This is a genomic window from Streptomyces sp. NPDC052114 (assembly GCF_040680155.1).
In the GTDB taxonomy this organism is placed as follows: Bacteria; Actinomycetota; Actinomycetes; order Streptomycetales; family Streptomycetaceae; genus Streptomyces.
In genome coordinates this window covers 80,219-95,274 of sequence record NZ_JBFAWC010000006.1, presented here as the reverse complement: position 1 = coordinate 95,274, position 15,056 = coordinate 80,219, and the positions used below count along the sequence as shown (strand labels likewise).

At 72.7% G+C, this 15,056-nt stretch carries 14 protein-coding genes; 9 read left to right on the top strand and 5 right to left on the bottom strand.

Annotated features, from left to right (window positions below; translation table 11 throughout):
* Positions 1-317: 317 nt before the first annotated feature.
* From AB0L89_RS15060 to AB0L89_RS15035, 6 genes are all read left to right on the top strand, one after another.
* Positions 318-1,493 carry an alpha-hydroxy-acid oxidizing protein gene (locus tag AB0L89_RS15060; protein ID WP_365140119.1) on the top strand — a complete coding sequence of 392 codons (1,176 nt, stop codon included), beginning with the start codon at positions 318-320 and terminating at the stop codon, positions 1,491-1,493.
* A 120-nt stretch (positions 1,494-1,613) separates the two neighbouring features.
* The gene (locus tag AB0L89_RS15055; protein WP_365140117.1) at positions 1,614-3,134 is read left to right on the top strand and encodes an MFS transporter; all 1,521 of its coding nucleotides are present in this window, start codon (positions 1,614-1,616) and stop codon (positions 3,132-3,134) included.
* Positions 3,135-3,363: 229 nt separating this feature from the next.
* Positions 3,364-4,701 carry a ricin-type beta-trefoil lectin domain protein gene (locus AB0L89_RS15050; protein ID WP_365140114.1) on the top strand — a complete coding sequence of 446 codons (1,338 nt, stop codon included), beginning with the start codon at positions 3,364-3,366 and terminating at the stop codon, positions 4,699-4,701.
* Positions 4,702-4,852: 151 nt separating this feature from the next.
* Entirely contained in the window at positions 4,853-5,671 is an 819-nt protein-coding gene (locus tag AB0L89_RS15045; protein ID WP_365140111.1) for a hypothetical protein, read from the top strand.
* Positions 5,672-5,733: 62 nt separating this feature from the next.
* The gene (locus AB0L89_RS15040) at positions 5,734-6,216 is read left to right on the top strand and encodes an Lrp/AsnC family transcriptional regulator (RefSeq protein WP_365140108.1); all 483 of its coding nucleotides are present in this window, start codon (positions 5,734-5,736) and stop codon (positions 6,214-6,216) included.
* A 57-nt stretch (positions 6,217-6,273) separates the two neighbouring features.
* A complete protein-coding gene (locus tag AB0L89_RS15035; RefSeq protein WP_365140105.1) occupies positions 6,274-6,957 on the top strand; it encodes an HAD family phosphatase in 684 nt (227 codons plus the stop codon).
* A 66-nt stretch (positions 6,958-7,023) separates the two neighbouring features.
* On the opposite strand, the gene aspA is transcribed toward AB0L89_RS15035, so the two are convergent.
* Positions 7,024-8,433 carry an aspartate ammonia-lyase gene (gene aspA / locus AB0L89_RS15030; RefSeq protein ID WP_365140102.1) on the bottom strand — a complete coding sequence of 470 codons (1,410 nt, stop codon included), beginning with the start codon at positions 8,431-8,433 and terminating at the stop codon, positions 7,024-7,026.
* A gap of 109 nt (positions 8,434-8,542) precedes the next feature.
* Positions 8,543-9,565 (bottom strand): asparaginase, encoded by a 1,023-nt coding sequence (locus tag AB0L89_RS15025; RefSeq protein ID WP_365140099.1) that lies wholly within the window; start codon positions 9,563-9,565, stop codon positions 8,543-8,545.
* 141 nt (positions 9,566-9,706) lie between these two features.
* On the opposite strand from AB0L89_RS15025, the gene AB0L89_RS15020 reads away from it, so the two are divergent.
* From AB0L89_RS15020 to AB0L89_RS15010, 3 genes are all read left to right on the top strand, one after another.
* Complete coding sequence (locus tag AB0L89_RS15020) at positions 9,707-10,162, top strand: Lrp/AsnC family transcriptional regulator (RefSeq protein WP_365140096.1); 456 nt, start codon at positions 9,707-9,709, stop codon at positions 10,160-10,162.
* A 140-nt stretch (positions 10,163-10,302) separates the two neighbouring features.
* Positions 10,303-11,370, top strand: a complete 1,068-nt coding sequence (locus AB0L89_RS15015) for a chitinase (RefSeq protein ID WP_365141044.1) — start codon at positions 10,303-10,305, stop codon at positions 11,368-11,370.
* A gap of 460 nt (positions 11,371-11,830) precedes the next feature.
* Positions 11,831-12,007, top strand: coding sequence for a hypothetical protein (locus tag AB0L89_RS15010; RefSeq protein ID WP_365140093.1), 177 nt, complete (start codon positions 11,831-11,833; stop codon positions 12,005-12,007).
* On the opposite strand, the gene AB0L89_RS15005 is transcribed toward AB0L89_RS15010, so the two are convergent.
* The 3 genes from AB0L89_RS15005 to AB0L89_RS14995 form a co-directional block, all read right to left on the bottom strand.
* Positions 11,974-12,903 (bottom strand): lysophospholipid acyltransferase family protein, encoded by a 930-nt coding sequence (locus AB0L89_RS15005; protein WP_365140090.1) that lies wholly within the window; start codon positions 12,901-12,903, stop codon positions 11,974-11,976. The genes AB0L89_RS15010 and AB0L89_RS15005 overlap by 34 nt on opposite strands.
* Positions 12,900-13,649, bottom strand: coding sequence for a GNAT family N-acyltransferase (locus AB0L89_RS15000; protein WP_365140087.1), 750 nt, complete (start codon positions 13,647-13,649; stop codon positions 12,900-12,902). The genes AB0L89_RS15005 and AB0L89_RS15000 overlap by 4 nt, the downstream gene beginning before the upstream one ends.
* Positions 13,650-14,072: 423 nt before the next feature.
* The gene (locus AB0L89_RS14995; protein WP_365140084.1) at positions 14,073-14,984 is read right to left on the bottom strand and encodes a hypothetical protein; all 912 of its coding nucleotides are present in this window, start codon (positions 14,982-14,984) and stop codon (positions 14,073-14,075) included.
* Positions 14,985-15,056 lie beyond the last annotated feature (72 nt).

Here is a 15,056-nt window from a genome sequence, read left to right as displayed (position 1 = left end):
GCGACCTCTGTCGCCACCGGGGTCGCGGACTGTCTTGCGCGACCGGTCCTGCCCCACCGTGATTCCCGCCCCGGGTGATCGCCAATCGCCCGTCCACCGGATCGCTGCCGCGGGCCGATCGCCGCGCGTCGTCACGGTCGAAGCCCCCGGGAAGGCCCGCGGTCCGGTCCGCGCCCGGCACATTGACGTTGACATCAGCTTCAAACCAGACTGGGCGCGCCCGTCGCCGACGGCGGAGGAGCCGGTCCGCACCGCACGGCACGACGCGGGGCCCGCCGCCTCTCCGCGCTCCGCACCCGCTCCGGAAAGGCCGCCCCATGAACGCGACGCCCCGCCCCTTCAAGGACTACCAGGACGAGATCTACCTCAACGGCCTGGCCGGCGTCGTCCCCAAGTACCCCATGACGTACGCAGAGTTGGAGGCCCGCGCGCACGCCGCGCTGCCGCCCTCCGTCGTCTCGTACGTGGCCGGGGGCGCGGGCGACGAGCGCACGCAGGACGCCAACGTCACCGCGTTCGACGGGTGGGGGCTCGTGCCGCGGATGTTCGTCGGCGCGGACCGGCGCGACCTGTCCGTCGACCTGTTCGGCATGACGCTGCCCTCGCCGCTGTTCATGGCGCCCATCGGGGTCCTCGGCATCTGCGCGCAGGACGGGCACGGCGATCTGGCGACCGCGCGGGCGGCCCGCGGGACCGGGGTGCCGATGATCGCCTCCACCCTGTCGGCCGACCCGATGGAGGCGGTCGCCGCGGAGCTCGGCGAGACGCCCGGCTTCTTCCAGCTGTACACGCCGACCGACCGCGACCTCGCCGAGAGCCTGGTCCGGCGGGCCGAGAAGTCCGGGTTCAAGGCGATCGTCGTCACCCTGGACACCTGGATCACCGGCTGGCGCCCGCGCGACCTCGCCAGCTCGAACTTCCCCCAGCTGCGCGGCCACTGCCTGGCCAACTACACCAGCGACCCGGTCTTCCGCGCCCTGCTGCCGGCCGCCCCCGAGCAGGACCCGCAGTCCGCGGTCCTGACGTGGGTGCGGGTCTTCGGCAACCCGCTCACCTGGGACGACCTGCCGTGGCTGCGGTCCCTGACCTCGCTGCCGCTGATCGTGAAGGGGCTGTGCCACCCCGAGGACGTGCGGCGCGCCAGGGACGGCGGGGTGGACGGCATCTACTGCTCCAACCACGGCGGGCGCCAGGCCAACGGCGGTCTGCCCGCGCTCGACGTGCTCCCCGCCGTCGTCGAGGCCGCCGACGGGCTGCCGGTCCTGTTCGACTCGGGCGTGCGCAGCGGCGCGGACGTCGTCAAGGCCGTCGCGCTCGGCGCCACGGCCGTCGGCGTGGGGCGTCCGTACGCGTACGGCCTGGGCATCGGCGGCGCCGAGGGCGTGACGCACGTGCTGTGCTCGCTGCTCGCCGAGGCCGATCTGCTCATGGCCGTGGACGGCTATCCGACCCTTGCCGATCTGACGCCGGAGGCCCTTCAGCGGGTGCGGTGACGTCCGGCGCCGCGGGGCGGAACCGGCCTGCCCGGGGATCTTGAAGTCCGACGATCATTGGACACTTCAACGTTTCATGTGAGACATTGATGTCTCATTCGAAATTGAGGTGTTACAACCATGACCCCGCAACGTGATCCACGGCGCTGGGCCGTCCTCGCGATCCTCTCCGGCAGCCTCCTGCTGATCGCGATGGACACCACGATCCTGAACGTCGCCTTCCCCTCCCTGGTCGCCGATCTGCGCCCCAGCTCGGTGCAGCAGCTCTGGATCATCGACAGCTACGCGCTCGTGCTCTCCGGACTCCTGGTCACCGCGGGCGCGCTCGGCGACCGCTGGGGCCGCAAGCGGCTGCTCCTGATCGGCTTCGGCGTCTTCGCCCTGGCCTCGCTGCTCGCCGTCTTCGCGACCTCGGCCTGGCAGGTCATCGCGGCCCGCGCGCTGCTCGGCGCGGGCGGCGCGGCGATCATGCCGGCGACCCTGTCGATCCTGCGGCACGTCTTCACCGACGCCCGTGAGCGCGCTCTCGCGTACGCGGTGTGGTCCGCCGTCTTCGGCGGCGGCATGGCGTTCGGCCCGGTCGTGGGCGGTCTGCTGGTCGAGAACAACGGCTGGCACTCCGCGTTCCTCATCAACATCCCGGTCGCGCTGGTGATCATCGCGCTCGGCCTGTGGATACTGCCCGAGTCCCACCAGCCCCGCGCGGGCCGCTGGGACTGGTGGGGCGTGGGCCAGTCCGTCGTCGGCATGCTCGCCCTCGCGGGCGGCATCAAGCAGCTCGGCAAGGGCGGCCCCGCCGACCCGATGGCCTGGGGCCTGCTCGTGGTGGCCGCGGTGACGCTGACGATGTTCGTCCGCCGCCAGCTGCGCCTGGAGAACCCGCTGCTGCGGATCCGCCTCTTCGCCTCCCGGCCGTTCGCCATCGCCGCCTCCTCGATCTTCCTCGGCATGATCGCGATGGGCTCGGCGCTGTTCCTGATCACCCAGTGGTTCCAGTACGGACAGGGCTACACCCCGCTGGAGGCGGGCATCCGGCTGCTGCCCGCGCCGCTGGGTCTTGTCGTCGCCTCGCTGCTCACCCCGGCGCTGATGCACCGCCTGCCGATCCGGCACGTCATGGGCGGCGGTCTGGTCCTGATGACGGCCGGGCTCGCCCTGCCGTGGCTGCTGCAGCTGTCGGGTCCGCTCGGCTACGGCGAGATCTCCGTGGCGCTCGCGGTGCTCGGCATCGGCGTCGGCGTCGCCACGACCGCCGCGTCCGTGACGCTGATGGCCGCCACCCCGGCCAAGGACGTCAGCGGTGCGGCGGCGATCGAGGAGACCGCCTACGAGCTGGGCGCCGCGATGGGCGTCGCCGTCCTCGGCAGCATCGCCACCGCGCTGTACCGCGTGAACCTGCCCGACCTCGGCCTCACCGCCGAGACCACGGCGGCCGTGCGCGACTCGATCGGCGAGGCCGCGCGGGTGGCGTCCGAGCTGACCGGACCGGCCGGCGGCGCCCTGCTGACCAGGGCAGCCGACGCGTTCACCGCGGGGATGACGCCGACGTTCCTGATGGCGGCCGCGCTGCCGCTGGCCGCCGCGGCGCTCACCTGGGCGAAGATCCCCAAGGGTCTGCGCCCGACGGAGAACGCGCACTGACGCGGAGCGCGTAGACCGGCAGACGCGGCACGCAGAGTGCCGCAGGGGCGAGCGTCCCGCACCGAAGCCGCGAGCGTCCCGCGCCGAAGGGGCGAGCCGCACATCACGCTCGCCCCAACTGGCAACAGAGGTCACTTACTTCACCCCTATCATCTGTTCGACCCCGGGCCTCCCCCAGCGCGAGGCCCGGGGTCGACACATGCTCCTTCAGTGAGAGGACAACGGGGACTTGAGTTCCATACGGAAGCGCGGCGCGCGCAAGCGCCGCATGGCGATGGCCGCCGTGGGCGCGGCGGCGGCCGTCGTGGCGGGGATACAGCTGACGCCCACCGCGTTCGGCACCGGCGAGGGCGACGGGGAGCCGCAGGCCACGCGCCCGGCCGCCGCGCCCGCGAACCCGGGGGCCGTCCCCGCCGAGCGGCAGGACTTCGGCAGCTCCCGCGCGGACGGGACCGCCTTCGAGGACGGCGTCATGTCGCTCAAGGCGGCGGACCCGGCGCGGTCGGCGCCCTCGGCCCGGGGTGCCGCGGCGGCCGCCCCGCAGGGCGAGGGCTGGAAGTCGGGCGGCCCGTCCAAGTACCTCGCCACCGGCTACACCATCAAGTTCTACGACAAGAAGGCCGCGGACTGGCTGGCGCCCTACGTCAAGCGGTCCGCCGCCGACCTCCAGCGCGTCACCACCCTGCCGGTGACCGTCGACACGAACCCGGTCGGCTGGGACTACCAGCGCCCCAAGGGCGAGATCGTCGTCGGTCTACTGCACCGCCCCTGCATACCGCCCGCCGACGGCGGCTCCACCGGCTGGAAGGTCGTCCGTGACGGCTCCGGCAGCAAGAGCCTGAGCTGCGGCTTCTTCTCCTCGTCCGTCGCCGACACGGTGACCAGCGGGCACGCGTACATCGACGACGAGTTCTTCACCGCGGACGGGAAGCCCGCGCCGTCCATGGGCGAGACGTACCTGCGCAACCACATCAGCCACGAGCTCGGCCACACCATGGGCCTCACGCACGCCAACCGCAGCGCGACCCGCGGCGACTGCGTCAAGGGCACCGACTCCGGCCAGTTCCCGGTGATGTGCACGCCCACCAACGCCTACCAGGACAAGCGGGCGGGCACCTACGTCCAGCAGTTCGACATGCAGGGCCTGCGCCACCTGGCGCGCGGCGGCGGCGCGGCGCTGCCCCCGCAGGGCAAGGTGACCGGCATCGGCAGCAAGTGCCTGGACGTCAAGGGCGGGAAGGCCGCCAACGGCACCCAGATCCAGCTCTACACCTGCAACAAGGGCCCGGGGCAGTCCTGGATCCTGCAGAAGGACGGCGCCTTCCGCTCGCTCGGCAAGTGCCTGGACAACTACCGCAACGCGAACACCAACGGCAACAAGATCACCCTCACCGACTGCACCGGCGGCGCGTCCCAGCGCTGGTCGGTGAACGCGAAGGGCCAGATCGTGCACGTCGCGTCCGGCAAGGTCCTCGACGTGACGGGCGGCTCGACCGCCAACAGCACGAAGGTCCAGCTGTACACGGCGAACACGAACAAGCGCCAGGTGTGGGTCACGCCCCAGTAGCACCCGCAGGGCCGGGCGGGAGGACCTCCCCTCCCCGCTCGGCCCCTCGCCGAACAGGGGCACACGCGTACGAACGGCGCCGGTTAGGATCACTCGACGTTCGGCGCGGCCGACTCGGTACGACCCAGAAGGAACAAGAACAGTGCAGGTCATGGGGAGGGGCATCGTGGTGGCGGCCGTGGGGGCGGCGCTCACGGCGGTGCTGGCGGGATGCGGTGCGGACGGCGGCGACGGCGGCTCGGGCGGCGGCAAGGGCGGGGCGCGGAACGACCGGACCGACGCGCACGAGGTGCTCCTCGCCGCGGCGAGGAAGACCGGCGCGCAGTCCTCGTACAAGACGGTCCAGACCGGCGAGGGCGGCTCGGAGCGCTCCGAGATGCTCTACCAGAAGAAGCCGGCCGCCACGGTCGTCAAGGCCGAGGTCGAGAAGTCCGCGTCCAGCCCGACCGGCATCAGCCACATGATCTCCCTGGGCGGCACGGCGTACGTGAAGTCGGACGGGGTGCCCGGCAAGAGCTGGTACAGCATCGACCTCGGCGGCAGCGGTGACGACGGGGGCACGCCGCGCGCGGCCGGGTACCTCAAGGAGTTCGCGGGCGCGCTCGCCGCGACGAGGTCCACCGCGTGGGTCGCCGAGGAGAAGGTGGGCGGCCGCCCGGCCGACCACTACCGCGGCAAGGTCGTCCTCGACGAGCTCGCGACGTACTCCGGTCCCGCCCTCTCCAAGGGCCTGCGGGACCTCTACGTCGAGATGGCGAAGAAGCAGGGCATGCGCTCGGTCGTCATCGACATGTGGGTCGGCAAGGACGACCTCGTCCTCAAGTCGCGCGAGACGGGCAAGGGCAAGAAGGGGCGCGAGGTGATCGACGAGGAGTACTCGGACTTCGGCGCGGTCCCCCGGATCACCGCACCGCCGGCCGCCTCGGTCGCCACCTGGGACGAGTTCCTCGCGGGCAAGGCGCAGCCGTAACCGCGGGCCCAGCGGCTACAGTCACCACCGATCCACCCGCCCACCTGGGAGAACCACGGACCATGGCCGTCGACGAACTCGACACCCGCATCCTGCGCCTGCTCCTCGAACAGCCCCGCACCAGCCTGCGCGAGTACGCGCGCGTCCTCGGCATCGCCCGCGGCACCCTCCAGGCCCGGCTCGACCGCCTGGAGCGGGACGGCGTGATCACCGGCACGGGCCCCTTCCTCTCCCCCGCGGCGCTCGGCCACCCCGTGCTCGCCTTCGTCCACATCGAGGTCACCCAGGGACATCTGGACGACGTGGGGGACGCGCTCGCCGCCGTGCCCGAGATCATCGAGGCGTACTCGATCACGGGCGGCGGCGACCTGCTGACCCGCGTCGCGGCGCGTGACAACGGTCACCTGGAAGACGTCATCCAGCGGCTGATCAAGCTGCCGGGCGTGGTGCGCACCCGCACCGAGATGGCGCTCAGGGAGCGCGTGCCGCACCGTCTGCTGCCGCTGGTCGAGTCGGTGGGCAGGGCCACGGCCGCGCGGTCGTGAGGCGGGGCGGACGGTCGGCCCCGCCGTCGTGAGCTGGGCCTTTGGCATGCTGGAGGCATGAGCACCTTCGGCAGCACCTCGGTCATCTTCGATCTCGACGGCACCCTCGTGGACAGCGAGCCCAACTACTACGAGGCGTCGCGGGCCCTGCTCGCCGAGTACACGGGCCGCCCGTACACCTGGGCCGACAACGAGCGGTACGTCGGCATCAGCTCGCACGAGACGCTCGCGCTGTGGCGGCGGGAGTACGGGATCGAGGCGACGGTGGACGAGCTGCTCGCCGACCTGGACCGCCGCTATCTGGCACTGGCCCGCGCCGAGACCCCCGTCTACCCGGAGATGCGCAAGCTCGTCGAGCGGCTGCACGACGCGGGCGTGCCGATGGCCGTGGCGTCCGGCTCCTCGCGCGCGGCCATCGCGGCGATCCTGGCCGGCACGGGCCTGGACGCGCAGCTGACCACGTTCGTCTCGGCCGAGGAGGTCCCGCGCGGCAAGCCGGCGCCGGACGTCTTCCTCGCCGCGGCCGAGCTGCTCGGCGCCGCGCCGGCGGACTGCGTGGTCTTCGAGGACGCAACGCCGGGCGCGGAGGCCGCGCGGGCGGCGGGCATGCGGTGTGTGGCGATCCCCTACGTGGCCGCCCACGCCGATGACGCCGCATTCGCCGCGGCGGAACTGCTGTTCCGGGGCGGCCACGGCGAGTTCACGGCACAAGCGGCGCTGGACGCCCTGGCGCCCCGCTAGCGGGCGCCCCGGCAGGGACGCGGGGAACTGCGCGCCCCGCCACGACGGACGCGCAGCCGAAAGACCTCAGGCCGCCCCGGCCACCCGCTCAGGGGTGAGCAGCTCCGCAAGCCGCTCCGGCGGCAACAGCCCCTTCTCCAGCACCAGTTCGGCAACGCCCCTGCCCGTGCTCAGGGCTTCCTGCGCGATCTCCGTCGCCGCGGTGTAGCCGATGTGCGGGTTGAGCGCGGTCACCAGGCCGATGGACGTCTCCACCGAGGCGCGCAGCACCTCCGTGTTGGCGGTGATGCCCTCGACGCAGCGCTCGGCGAGGGTGACACAGGCCGCCCGCAGCGAGGTGATGCTCTTGGCGAGCGAGTGCAGGATGATCGGCTCGAAGGCGTTGAGCTGGAGCTGGCCCGCCTCGGCGGCCATGGTGATGGTGACGTCGTTGCCGATCACCTCGAAGGCGACCTGGTTGACGACCTCGGGGATGACCGGGTTGACCTTGCCCGGCATGATGCTCGAACCGGCCTGCACCGGCGGCAGGTTGATCTCGTTGAGCCCCGCGCGCGGCCCCGACGACAGCAGCCGCAGGTCGTTGCAGCTCTTGGAGAGCTTGACCGCGATCCGCTTCAGGACGCCCGACAGGTGCACGAAGGCGCCGCAGTCCTGGGTGGCCTCGACCAGGTTGGCGGCCGTCACCAGCGGCATGCCGGTGATCTCGGCGAGGTGGCGGCGGGCCGTCTCGGCGTAACCGGCGGGGGCGTTGAGGCCCGTGCCGATCGCGGTGGCGCCGAGGTTGATCTCGTGGATCAGCTCGACGGCCTCGGCGAGCCGCGCGCGGTCCTCGTCGAGCATCACGGCGTACGCGGAGAACTCCTGGCCGAGCGTCATCGGCACCGCGTCCTGGAGCTGGGTGCGCCCCATCTTCAGGACGTCGCGGAACTCCAGCGCCTTCGCCGCGAACGCGTCCTGCACCACCGACATCGCGCGCAGCAGTCCGTGCACCGCGCTGATCGTCGCGACCTTCACGGCGGTGGGGTAGACGTCGTTGGTGGACTGGCTGAGGTTGACGTCCTCGTTCGGGTGCAGGTGCGCGTAGGCGCCCTTGGGGTGGCCGAGGAGTTCGAGGGCGCGGTTGGCGACGACCTCGTTGGCGTTCATGTTGGTGGAGGTGCCCGCGCCGCCCTGGACGACGTCGACGACGAACTGGTCGTGCAGGCGGCCCTCGCGGATCTCCCGGCAGGCGGCGGCGATGGCGTCGGCCTTGGCCTTCGGGAGCAGGCCGAGTTCCTCGTTGGCGCGGGCGGCGGCCTCCTTGACGGCGGCGAGCGCGTCGATCAGCTGCGGGTACACGGAGATCGGGATGCCCGTGATCGGGAAGTTCTCGGTGGCCCGCAGGGAGTGGATGCCCCAGTAGACGTCGGCGGGCACGTCCCGGTCACCGAGCAGGTCGTGCTCGCGGCGGAGTGCGGGAGTGGGGGCGGCGGTCATGGCGTTCTCTTCCAGGGTCGTACACGGCGGGGCGCGCCCCGTCAGGGGCGCGGGGAGCTGCGCGACCGGCCTAGTCGGCCGGCCGCGGGAGGCAGTCGAGGCGAAACGTTCAGGCGGCCCGGTCGGCGATGTCGGCCACGACGGCCGTCTCGCCGAGAGCGCGCCGCAGCACGGCGGTCCGCTCGTCCCGGCCGGAGGCCGCGAGGAGCGCCGCGAGCACCGCGCTGCGTGCCTGCCCGGCGCGCAGCGTGCCGGTGAGCACGGCGCCCGCCGCCGCGAGGTCGACGGCACCGCCGTGCGTGTAGATCTCGGTGACGGGACCGGCCGGGACACGGGTGGTCAGGGCGACGAGGACGCCCTGGTCGACGGCGGCGGCGACGGCGGCGACGAACTCGGGGGTCGCGTTGCCCGCGCCGGTGGCGACGAGCACGATGCCCTGGGCGCCCGCCTCGACGGCCGTCTCGACGAAGAGCGGGTCGGCGTCGACGTGGTGCATGACCATGTCGATGCGCGGCAGGGAGGTGGCGGCGGGCAGCGGCAGCGGGGCGGGGCGCTCCGGGCGGTGCAGTATCGAGACCTTGCCGAAACCGACCTTGCCCACGCGCGGACCGGACGGGTCGGCGAAGGCGTCGGCGGCGAGGGTCTGGGTCTTCACGGTGCCGCGGGCGGCGTGCACCTTGCCGTCGAAGACGACGAGGACGCCGAGGTCGCGGACCGTCGCGGCGGTGAGCAGCGCGTCGTAGAGGTTGCCGGGGCCGTCGCCGCCCTCGACGCCGAGGGGCTTCTGGGCGCCGGTGAAGACCACCGGGCGGGGGTCGTCGTGGTGCAGGTCGAGGAGGAAGGCGGACTCCTCAAGGGTGTCCGTGCCGTGCGTGACGACGATGCCGTCGACGCCGGGGTCGGCGAGCACCTCGTGCGCGGTGCGCAGCAGGGTGAGCTGCTGGGCGGAGGTCAGGCGCGGGCTGTTCACGTTGAACAGGTCGACGACCTCGACCTTGATGTCGTGGGGCAGCGCGGCCGTGGCGAGCACCTCGCGGCCGGGGGCGTCGGCGGCGAAACCGGTCCCCTGCCAGCGGCTCGCGATCGTCCCGCCGGTGCTGATGACGACGATCCGTCGCGTCTGCGGTTCCACGTCCGCGTACCTCCCTGGTTCCTCGAGGACCCTCAGCCCCCGGAGTGGTGGGCAGCCTCGACGCAACGATAGATCGAACATCGCGCAATGTGCTTGCCAAGATGGACCCCTCCCGCAACATGAAGGGTGAATAATTGCGCCATGGACGATATCGATCGCAACATCTTGCGTGAGCTACAGAAGGACGGCCGACTGACCAACCAGGAGCTGGCCCAGCGGGTCGGCCTGAGCGCCTCCCCGTGCATGCGACGGGTGCGCCAGCTGGAGCTGGACGGCGTGATCCAGGGGTATCGCGCGGTCGTCGACCCGGCGGCCGTCGGGCGCGGCTTCGAGGTGCTCGTCTCCATCGAGGTGCGGCGCGACCGCGAGACGGTGGAGGCGTTCGAGGAGGCGCTCCAGGACATTCCGGACGTCATCGAGGCGCACCGCCTGTTCGGCAGCCCCGGCTGCCTGCTGCGCATCGCGGTCGCGGACCTCGCGGCGTACGAACGCCTCTGGATCGAGCGCCTCACGGCGCTGGCGGGCGTCACCGAGGTCAACAGCCAGATCATCATGAAGCGGATCAAGGAGCCGAAGGGACTCCCGGTGGACGGCTGAGGCACCGCGACACGGACCCGCTTACCGTCAACCCGCCTTTGGTGCAGACCTATTGACGCCTGGTCTGGACCATCCTAAGTTGACGCATCGCACCCCGCACGTCTCCAGATCCCCCTCCGCATCCAGGGAGCAACAGCGTGATCGGTCGGACGTTACGCCTGCTGGGGTCCGCCCTGGCACTGGTCTGTGTCGCACAACTGCCGGCCGCCGCGGCCGCTCCGGAGTCCGCCGCCCCCGCACCGCGGGCCGACACCTGCGCCCTCAAGCCGAAGCCCGCGGGCAAGGTGCTCCAGGGGTACTGGGAGAACTGGGACGGCGCCTCCAACGGCGTCCACCCGCCGTTCGGCTGGACCCCGATCACCGACTCCCGCATCCGCGAGCACGGCTACAACGTGATCAACGCGGCCTTCCCCGTGATCCGCTCGGACGGCACCGTCCTGTGGGAGGACGGCATGGACGCGACCGTGAAGGTCGCGACGCCCGCCGAGATGTGCCAGGCCAAGGCCGACGGCGCCACCATCCTGATGTCCATCGGCGGCGCGACGGCCGGCATCGACCTCAGCTCGCCCGCCGTCGCGGACCGCTTCGTCGAGACCATCGTGCCGATCCTGAAGAAGTACAACTTCGACGGCATCGACATCGACATCGAGACCGGCCTGGTGGGCAGCGGCAACATCAACCAGCTCTCGCCCTCGCAGACCAACCTGATCCGCATCATCGACGGCGTGCTCGCCCGCATGCCCGCGGGCTTCGGCCTCACGATGGCCCCGGAGACGGCGTACGTCACGGGCGGCAGCGTCACCTACGGCTCCATCTGGGGCGCGTACCTGCCGGTCATCAAGAAGTACGCGGACAACGGCCGCCTGTGGTGGCTGAACATGCAGTACTACAACGGCAGCATGTACGGCTGCTCCGGCGACTCCTACTCCGCCGGCACCGTCCAGGGCTTCACCGCCCAGACCGACTGCCTCAACAAGGGCCTGGTCATCCAGGGCACCACCATCAAGGTCCCCTACGACAAGCAGGTCCCGGGTCTGCCGGCCCAGCCGGGCGCGGGCGGCGGCTACATGGCGCCGAACCTCGTCTCCCAGGCGTGGAACACCTACAACGGCTCCCTCAAGGGCCTGATGACGTGGTCCATCAACTGGGACGGCTCGAAGGGCTGGACCTTCGGCGACAACTTCAAGCGGCTGACGCGCCAGGGCTGAGCACCGCCCGCCGCTCACCGCGCCTCCCCCGGCCCGCCGCGCATGCCGACTGCGCGGCGGGCCCGCCGCTGTCCGCGTCCGTGCGCGCCCGTCCGGGTCCGTCCGCCCGGCGCCCCGGGGATCGCCGTGGCGGCGTTTCGGGACCTTCGGCCCCTGGCCGTCCGGACACCCGGCGCTTACGGTGGGGGCAATTCCGCCGGGATCGAATCGAGTCGAATCGGATCGAATCGAGTGGGTTCCGCACGTCGCGTGGAGAGGAGGCGGTCATCATGGACAAGAGTCCGAGTCGCAGTCGTCGACTCCTCAGCGTCCTTCACCCGTCTCCTCGCGGTACGCGCTGACGCCTCCCGCGTCCCTCACGCACACCTCACGGGCGGACCCTTCGCGTTCCTCACGCATGCCGTCCGTCCCGCTGTCGCGTGGACTCCCGCTGCCGCGCCGCCCTTTGGGAGGTGCCCTCATGACGTACATCATCTTCGCCCACAAGCCGGTCGTCCGCCTCGCCCGCCATGTCGCCCTGATCTGGCGCCGGTTGGCCGACGCGCCGCTCGACAGCAGCACCGTCCGCGCCACGCGCGCGCCCGTGCCCGACCGCGCCCACCGCTACGGGAGCGGCCGGGCGGGCAGGGGGCGGTGACCGACCGGCCGCCGGGGGCCCGCTCCGCGGACCGTGTCCCGGCCCACGGCCGCCGCCCGCGTGACCGCTGCCCCCGTGACCGCCGCGCGGGCCGCGTCGGCCAGCGCCCGCCGGTCGGCGCCGAGGAGCGGATCGTGCACCGTGATCCGCGCGGTCAGCCCGCGCGCGGCGGCCACCCGGCGCAGCGAGACCGTGAAGTCCTCGTCGCCGAGGAAGGCCGCCGCGGTGGAGGCGGCGCCGCGCTGCCGGTACTCGATCGTCACCGGGCGCACGGGCGCGCCCGCGTCCACCGCCGCCTGGAAGACGGCCCGCCGGAACCGTCCGCCCCCCGCGGCGCACCACGTCGTCGCCTGCGGAAACACCAGGAGCGAGGTGCCGTCGCGCAGATCACGCGCCAACTCCGCCACAGATGACGGCAGTTGACGTGGGCTGCCCTCCCGGTCGATGAACCGTGTGCCCGCGCGCCGGGCGAGCGCGCCGACGACCGGCCAGCGGCCGACCTCCCGCTTGGCGAGGACGTGCACCGGCTCGACGGCGAGCAGGGCGACGACGTCGAGCCAGGAGATGTGGTTGGCCACGACGAGCGTGCCCACGCCGCCCTCGCGCGCGCTCAGGCGCCCCACGCCTCCGGGCCCCGCCTCGAGCCGCACGCCGAGCGCGCCGAGCACCGCGCGCGCCTGCGACCGCAGGATCCGCGGGTCGGCGAGCCGGTCGCCGCGTGCGAAGGACCGGGGCAGCACGCCGGTCAACGCGGCGTACCGGCGCGCGAGTTCAGCCAGCGGCACGCGCGGGTCCGGGTCGGTGGCACAGCGCGCGGGGCAGCCGATCTCGGCCGCCCACGGGCTCGGCGGCGAGGCGGGACCCGGCGCGTGCGCCGGACACCAGGTGCCGCTCACGCGTCCTCCCCGAGGAAGTAGCGGCGGTAGCGCGGGCTGAGGCGTTCCATGTCGAGGAGCACGAAGAAGTCCGCGACGTCGAAGTCCGGGTCGTGCGCGGGGGCACCGCACATCCACGCGCCGAGGCGGAGGTAGCCGCGCAGCAGGGGCGGCAGATCGGCGTAGGACGGGCGCTCGGGCGCGGGACCGGTGGGCGTCCAGGGGCGCCGGGGGTGGACGCGCAGATCGGGCGGCGACACGTGCTTGGCCGTGCCGAGCAGCCAGGCGCTGGCCGCGGCCCGGCCGCCGTCGGCGAGCGGCACCGAGGCGCAGCCCGCCAGGTGACGGTGGCCGGAGAGCAGGACGTAGCGGGCCAGCGCCGACCACATCAGGTTGATCACGGCCCCGGAGCGGTGGGCGGGGTGCACGCAGGAGCGGCCCGCCTCGACGGTCGAGGCCCGCAGGCCGCCGAGCGCGCGCAGGTCGAACTCGCCGTCGGAGTAGGACCGGTCCGTCCTGCCGGGCGGCAGCAGCCGGTAGGTGCCGACGACGTCGCCGGTCGAGGTGTCGGTGACGAGGAGGTGGTCGGCGAGGTCGTCGAAGGCGTCGATGTCGTGTCCGGGCAGGGGCGTGTCGAGGGTCGCGCCCAGTTCCTCGCCGAACACCTGGTACCGCAGCCGCTGGGCGGCCCTGATCTGTGCGGGGGTGTCGGCGATGGAGGTGACGTAGGAGCTGGTGGCCGTCGTGACGAGCGGTGTCGAAGGCATGACAGTTCCGTTCTCGGTTCGGTGGGGACGACGGGGCCGAGGGGAAGAGCGGGAAGAAGAAGGGAGAGAAGAGGGGGGAAGAGGAGGAGACGGCGGTCACGGACGCGCTCGGGTCCGGCGCCGCTGCGGCGCGGCACGTTCAGCACGGTGACGGCGCCGGCTGAACTGCGCGCTTCCGGCGCGCGTCGACCGCACGTCCGGAGCGCGTCGGGAAGGACGCGGCGCAATCGGGCGCATGTCGGCGAGGGGGGGGCGCCGCGGTCGGGCGTACGCGGGGAGAGCCGGTGCCTTCGTCGGGCGTACGCGGGGAGGGCGAGCGCCTTTGTCAGGCGTACGCGGAGAAGGGGCGAGCGCCCCCGTCAGACGTACTCGGAGAGGGCGAGCGCCCCCGTCAGACGTACGCGGAAGAGGCGAGCGCCCCCGTCAGGCGAACGTCACGCGCGCGCTCGCGTGCCGTTCGTCGCGGCGGCTCGCGACACGCAGCTCGGCCCCGCGCTCGCCGTCCGGCCCGCCGAGGGCCAGGAGCTGCTCCCCGGCGAACAACGGCTGGTGCAATCGGTACGACAGACCGCGCACCGTCCGCCCCGGCGCGTGTGCGCGGGCCGCCTGGAGCATGAGCAGCACCAGCAGCGGGCCGTGCACGACGAGCCCCGGGTAGCCCTCGACGTCCTTGCAGTACGGCGTGTCGTAGTGGATGCGGTGCGCGTTGGCGGTCAGCGCGCTGAACCGGAAGAGCAGCGAGGGCGAGGGGCGCAGCACCAGCTGCCAGGGCTCGGCGGCCTCGGGCGCGTCGCCCGTGTCGCATCCGAAGCGCCCGCGGCGGCGCGTGTCCTCGCCGCTGCGGTAGACGACGTCCTGCTCCTCGACGACGCGGACCCGCCCTTCCTGGATGATCTCGTGGCGCACGGTGACGAACACCATCTCGCCGGTGCGGCCGTGCTTGACCTCCGTCTTGGCGAGGCCGGTGGTGCGCCGGGCCTCGGCGCCGACGGTGAGGGGCGCGGTGAACTCGGCCCGGCCGCCCGCGATCATCCGGCGGCGGTCGGGGACCGGCGGCAGGAAGCTTCCGTGCGCGGGGTGGCCGTCCGTACCGAGGTCGCGCTGGGCGGGCCAGTCGAGGAAGTACAGCCAGTGCCACAGGGGCGGCAGGTGCCCACCGGCGACGGGGGCGTCCGGAGGACCGGCCCCGGCGGGAACGTCGGGAACGTCGAGCAGTGCGCCGAACGCGGCGAGCGGCTCGGCACGCAGCACGTCCACCGTGGTGACCGGATCCGGGTTCCAGGCGTCCAGGTACGCCGCGAGCCCCTTGCCCCGCCGTGATGGCGTGTGCCCCATGCTCACCCCCGCACCGTCGCGCCGCCCGCGCCGCCCGTCGGCACGCCCGCCCCCACGACGCCTTGTGCCGTA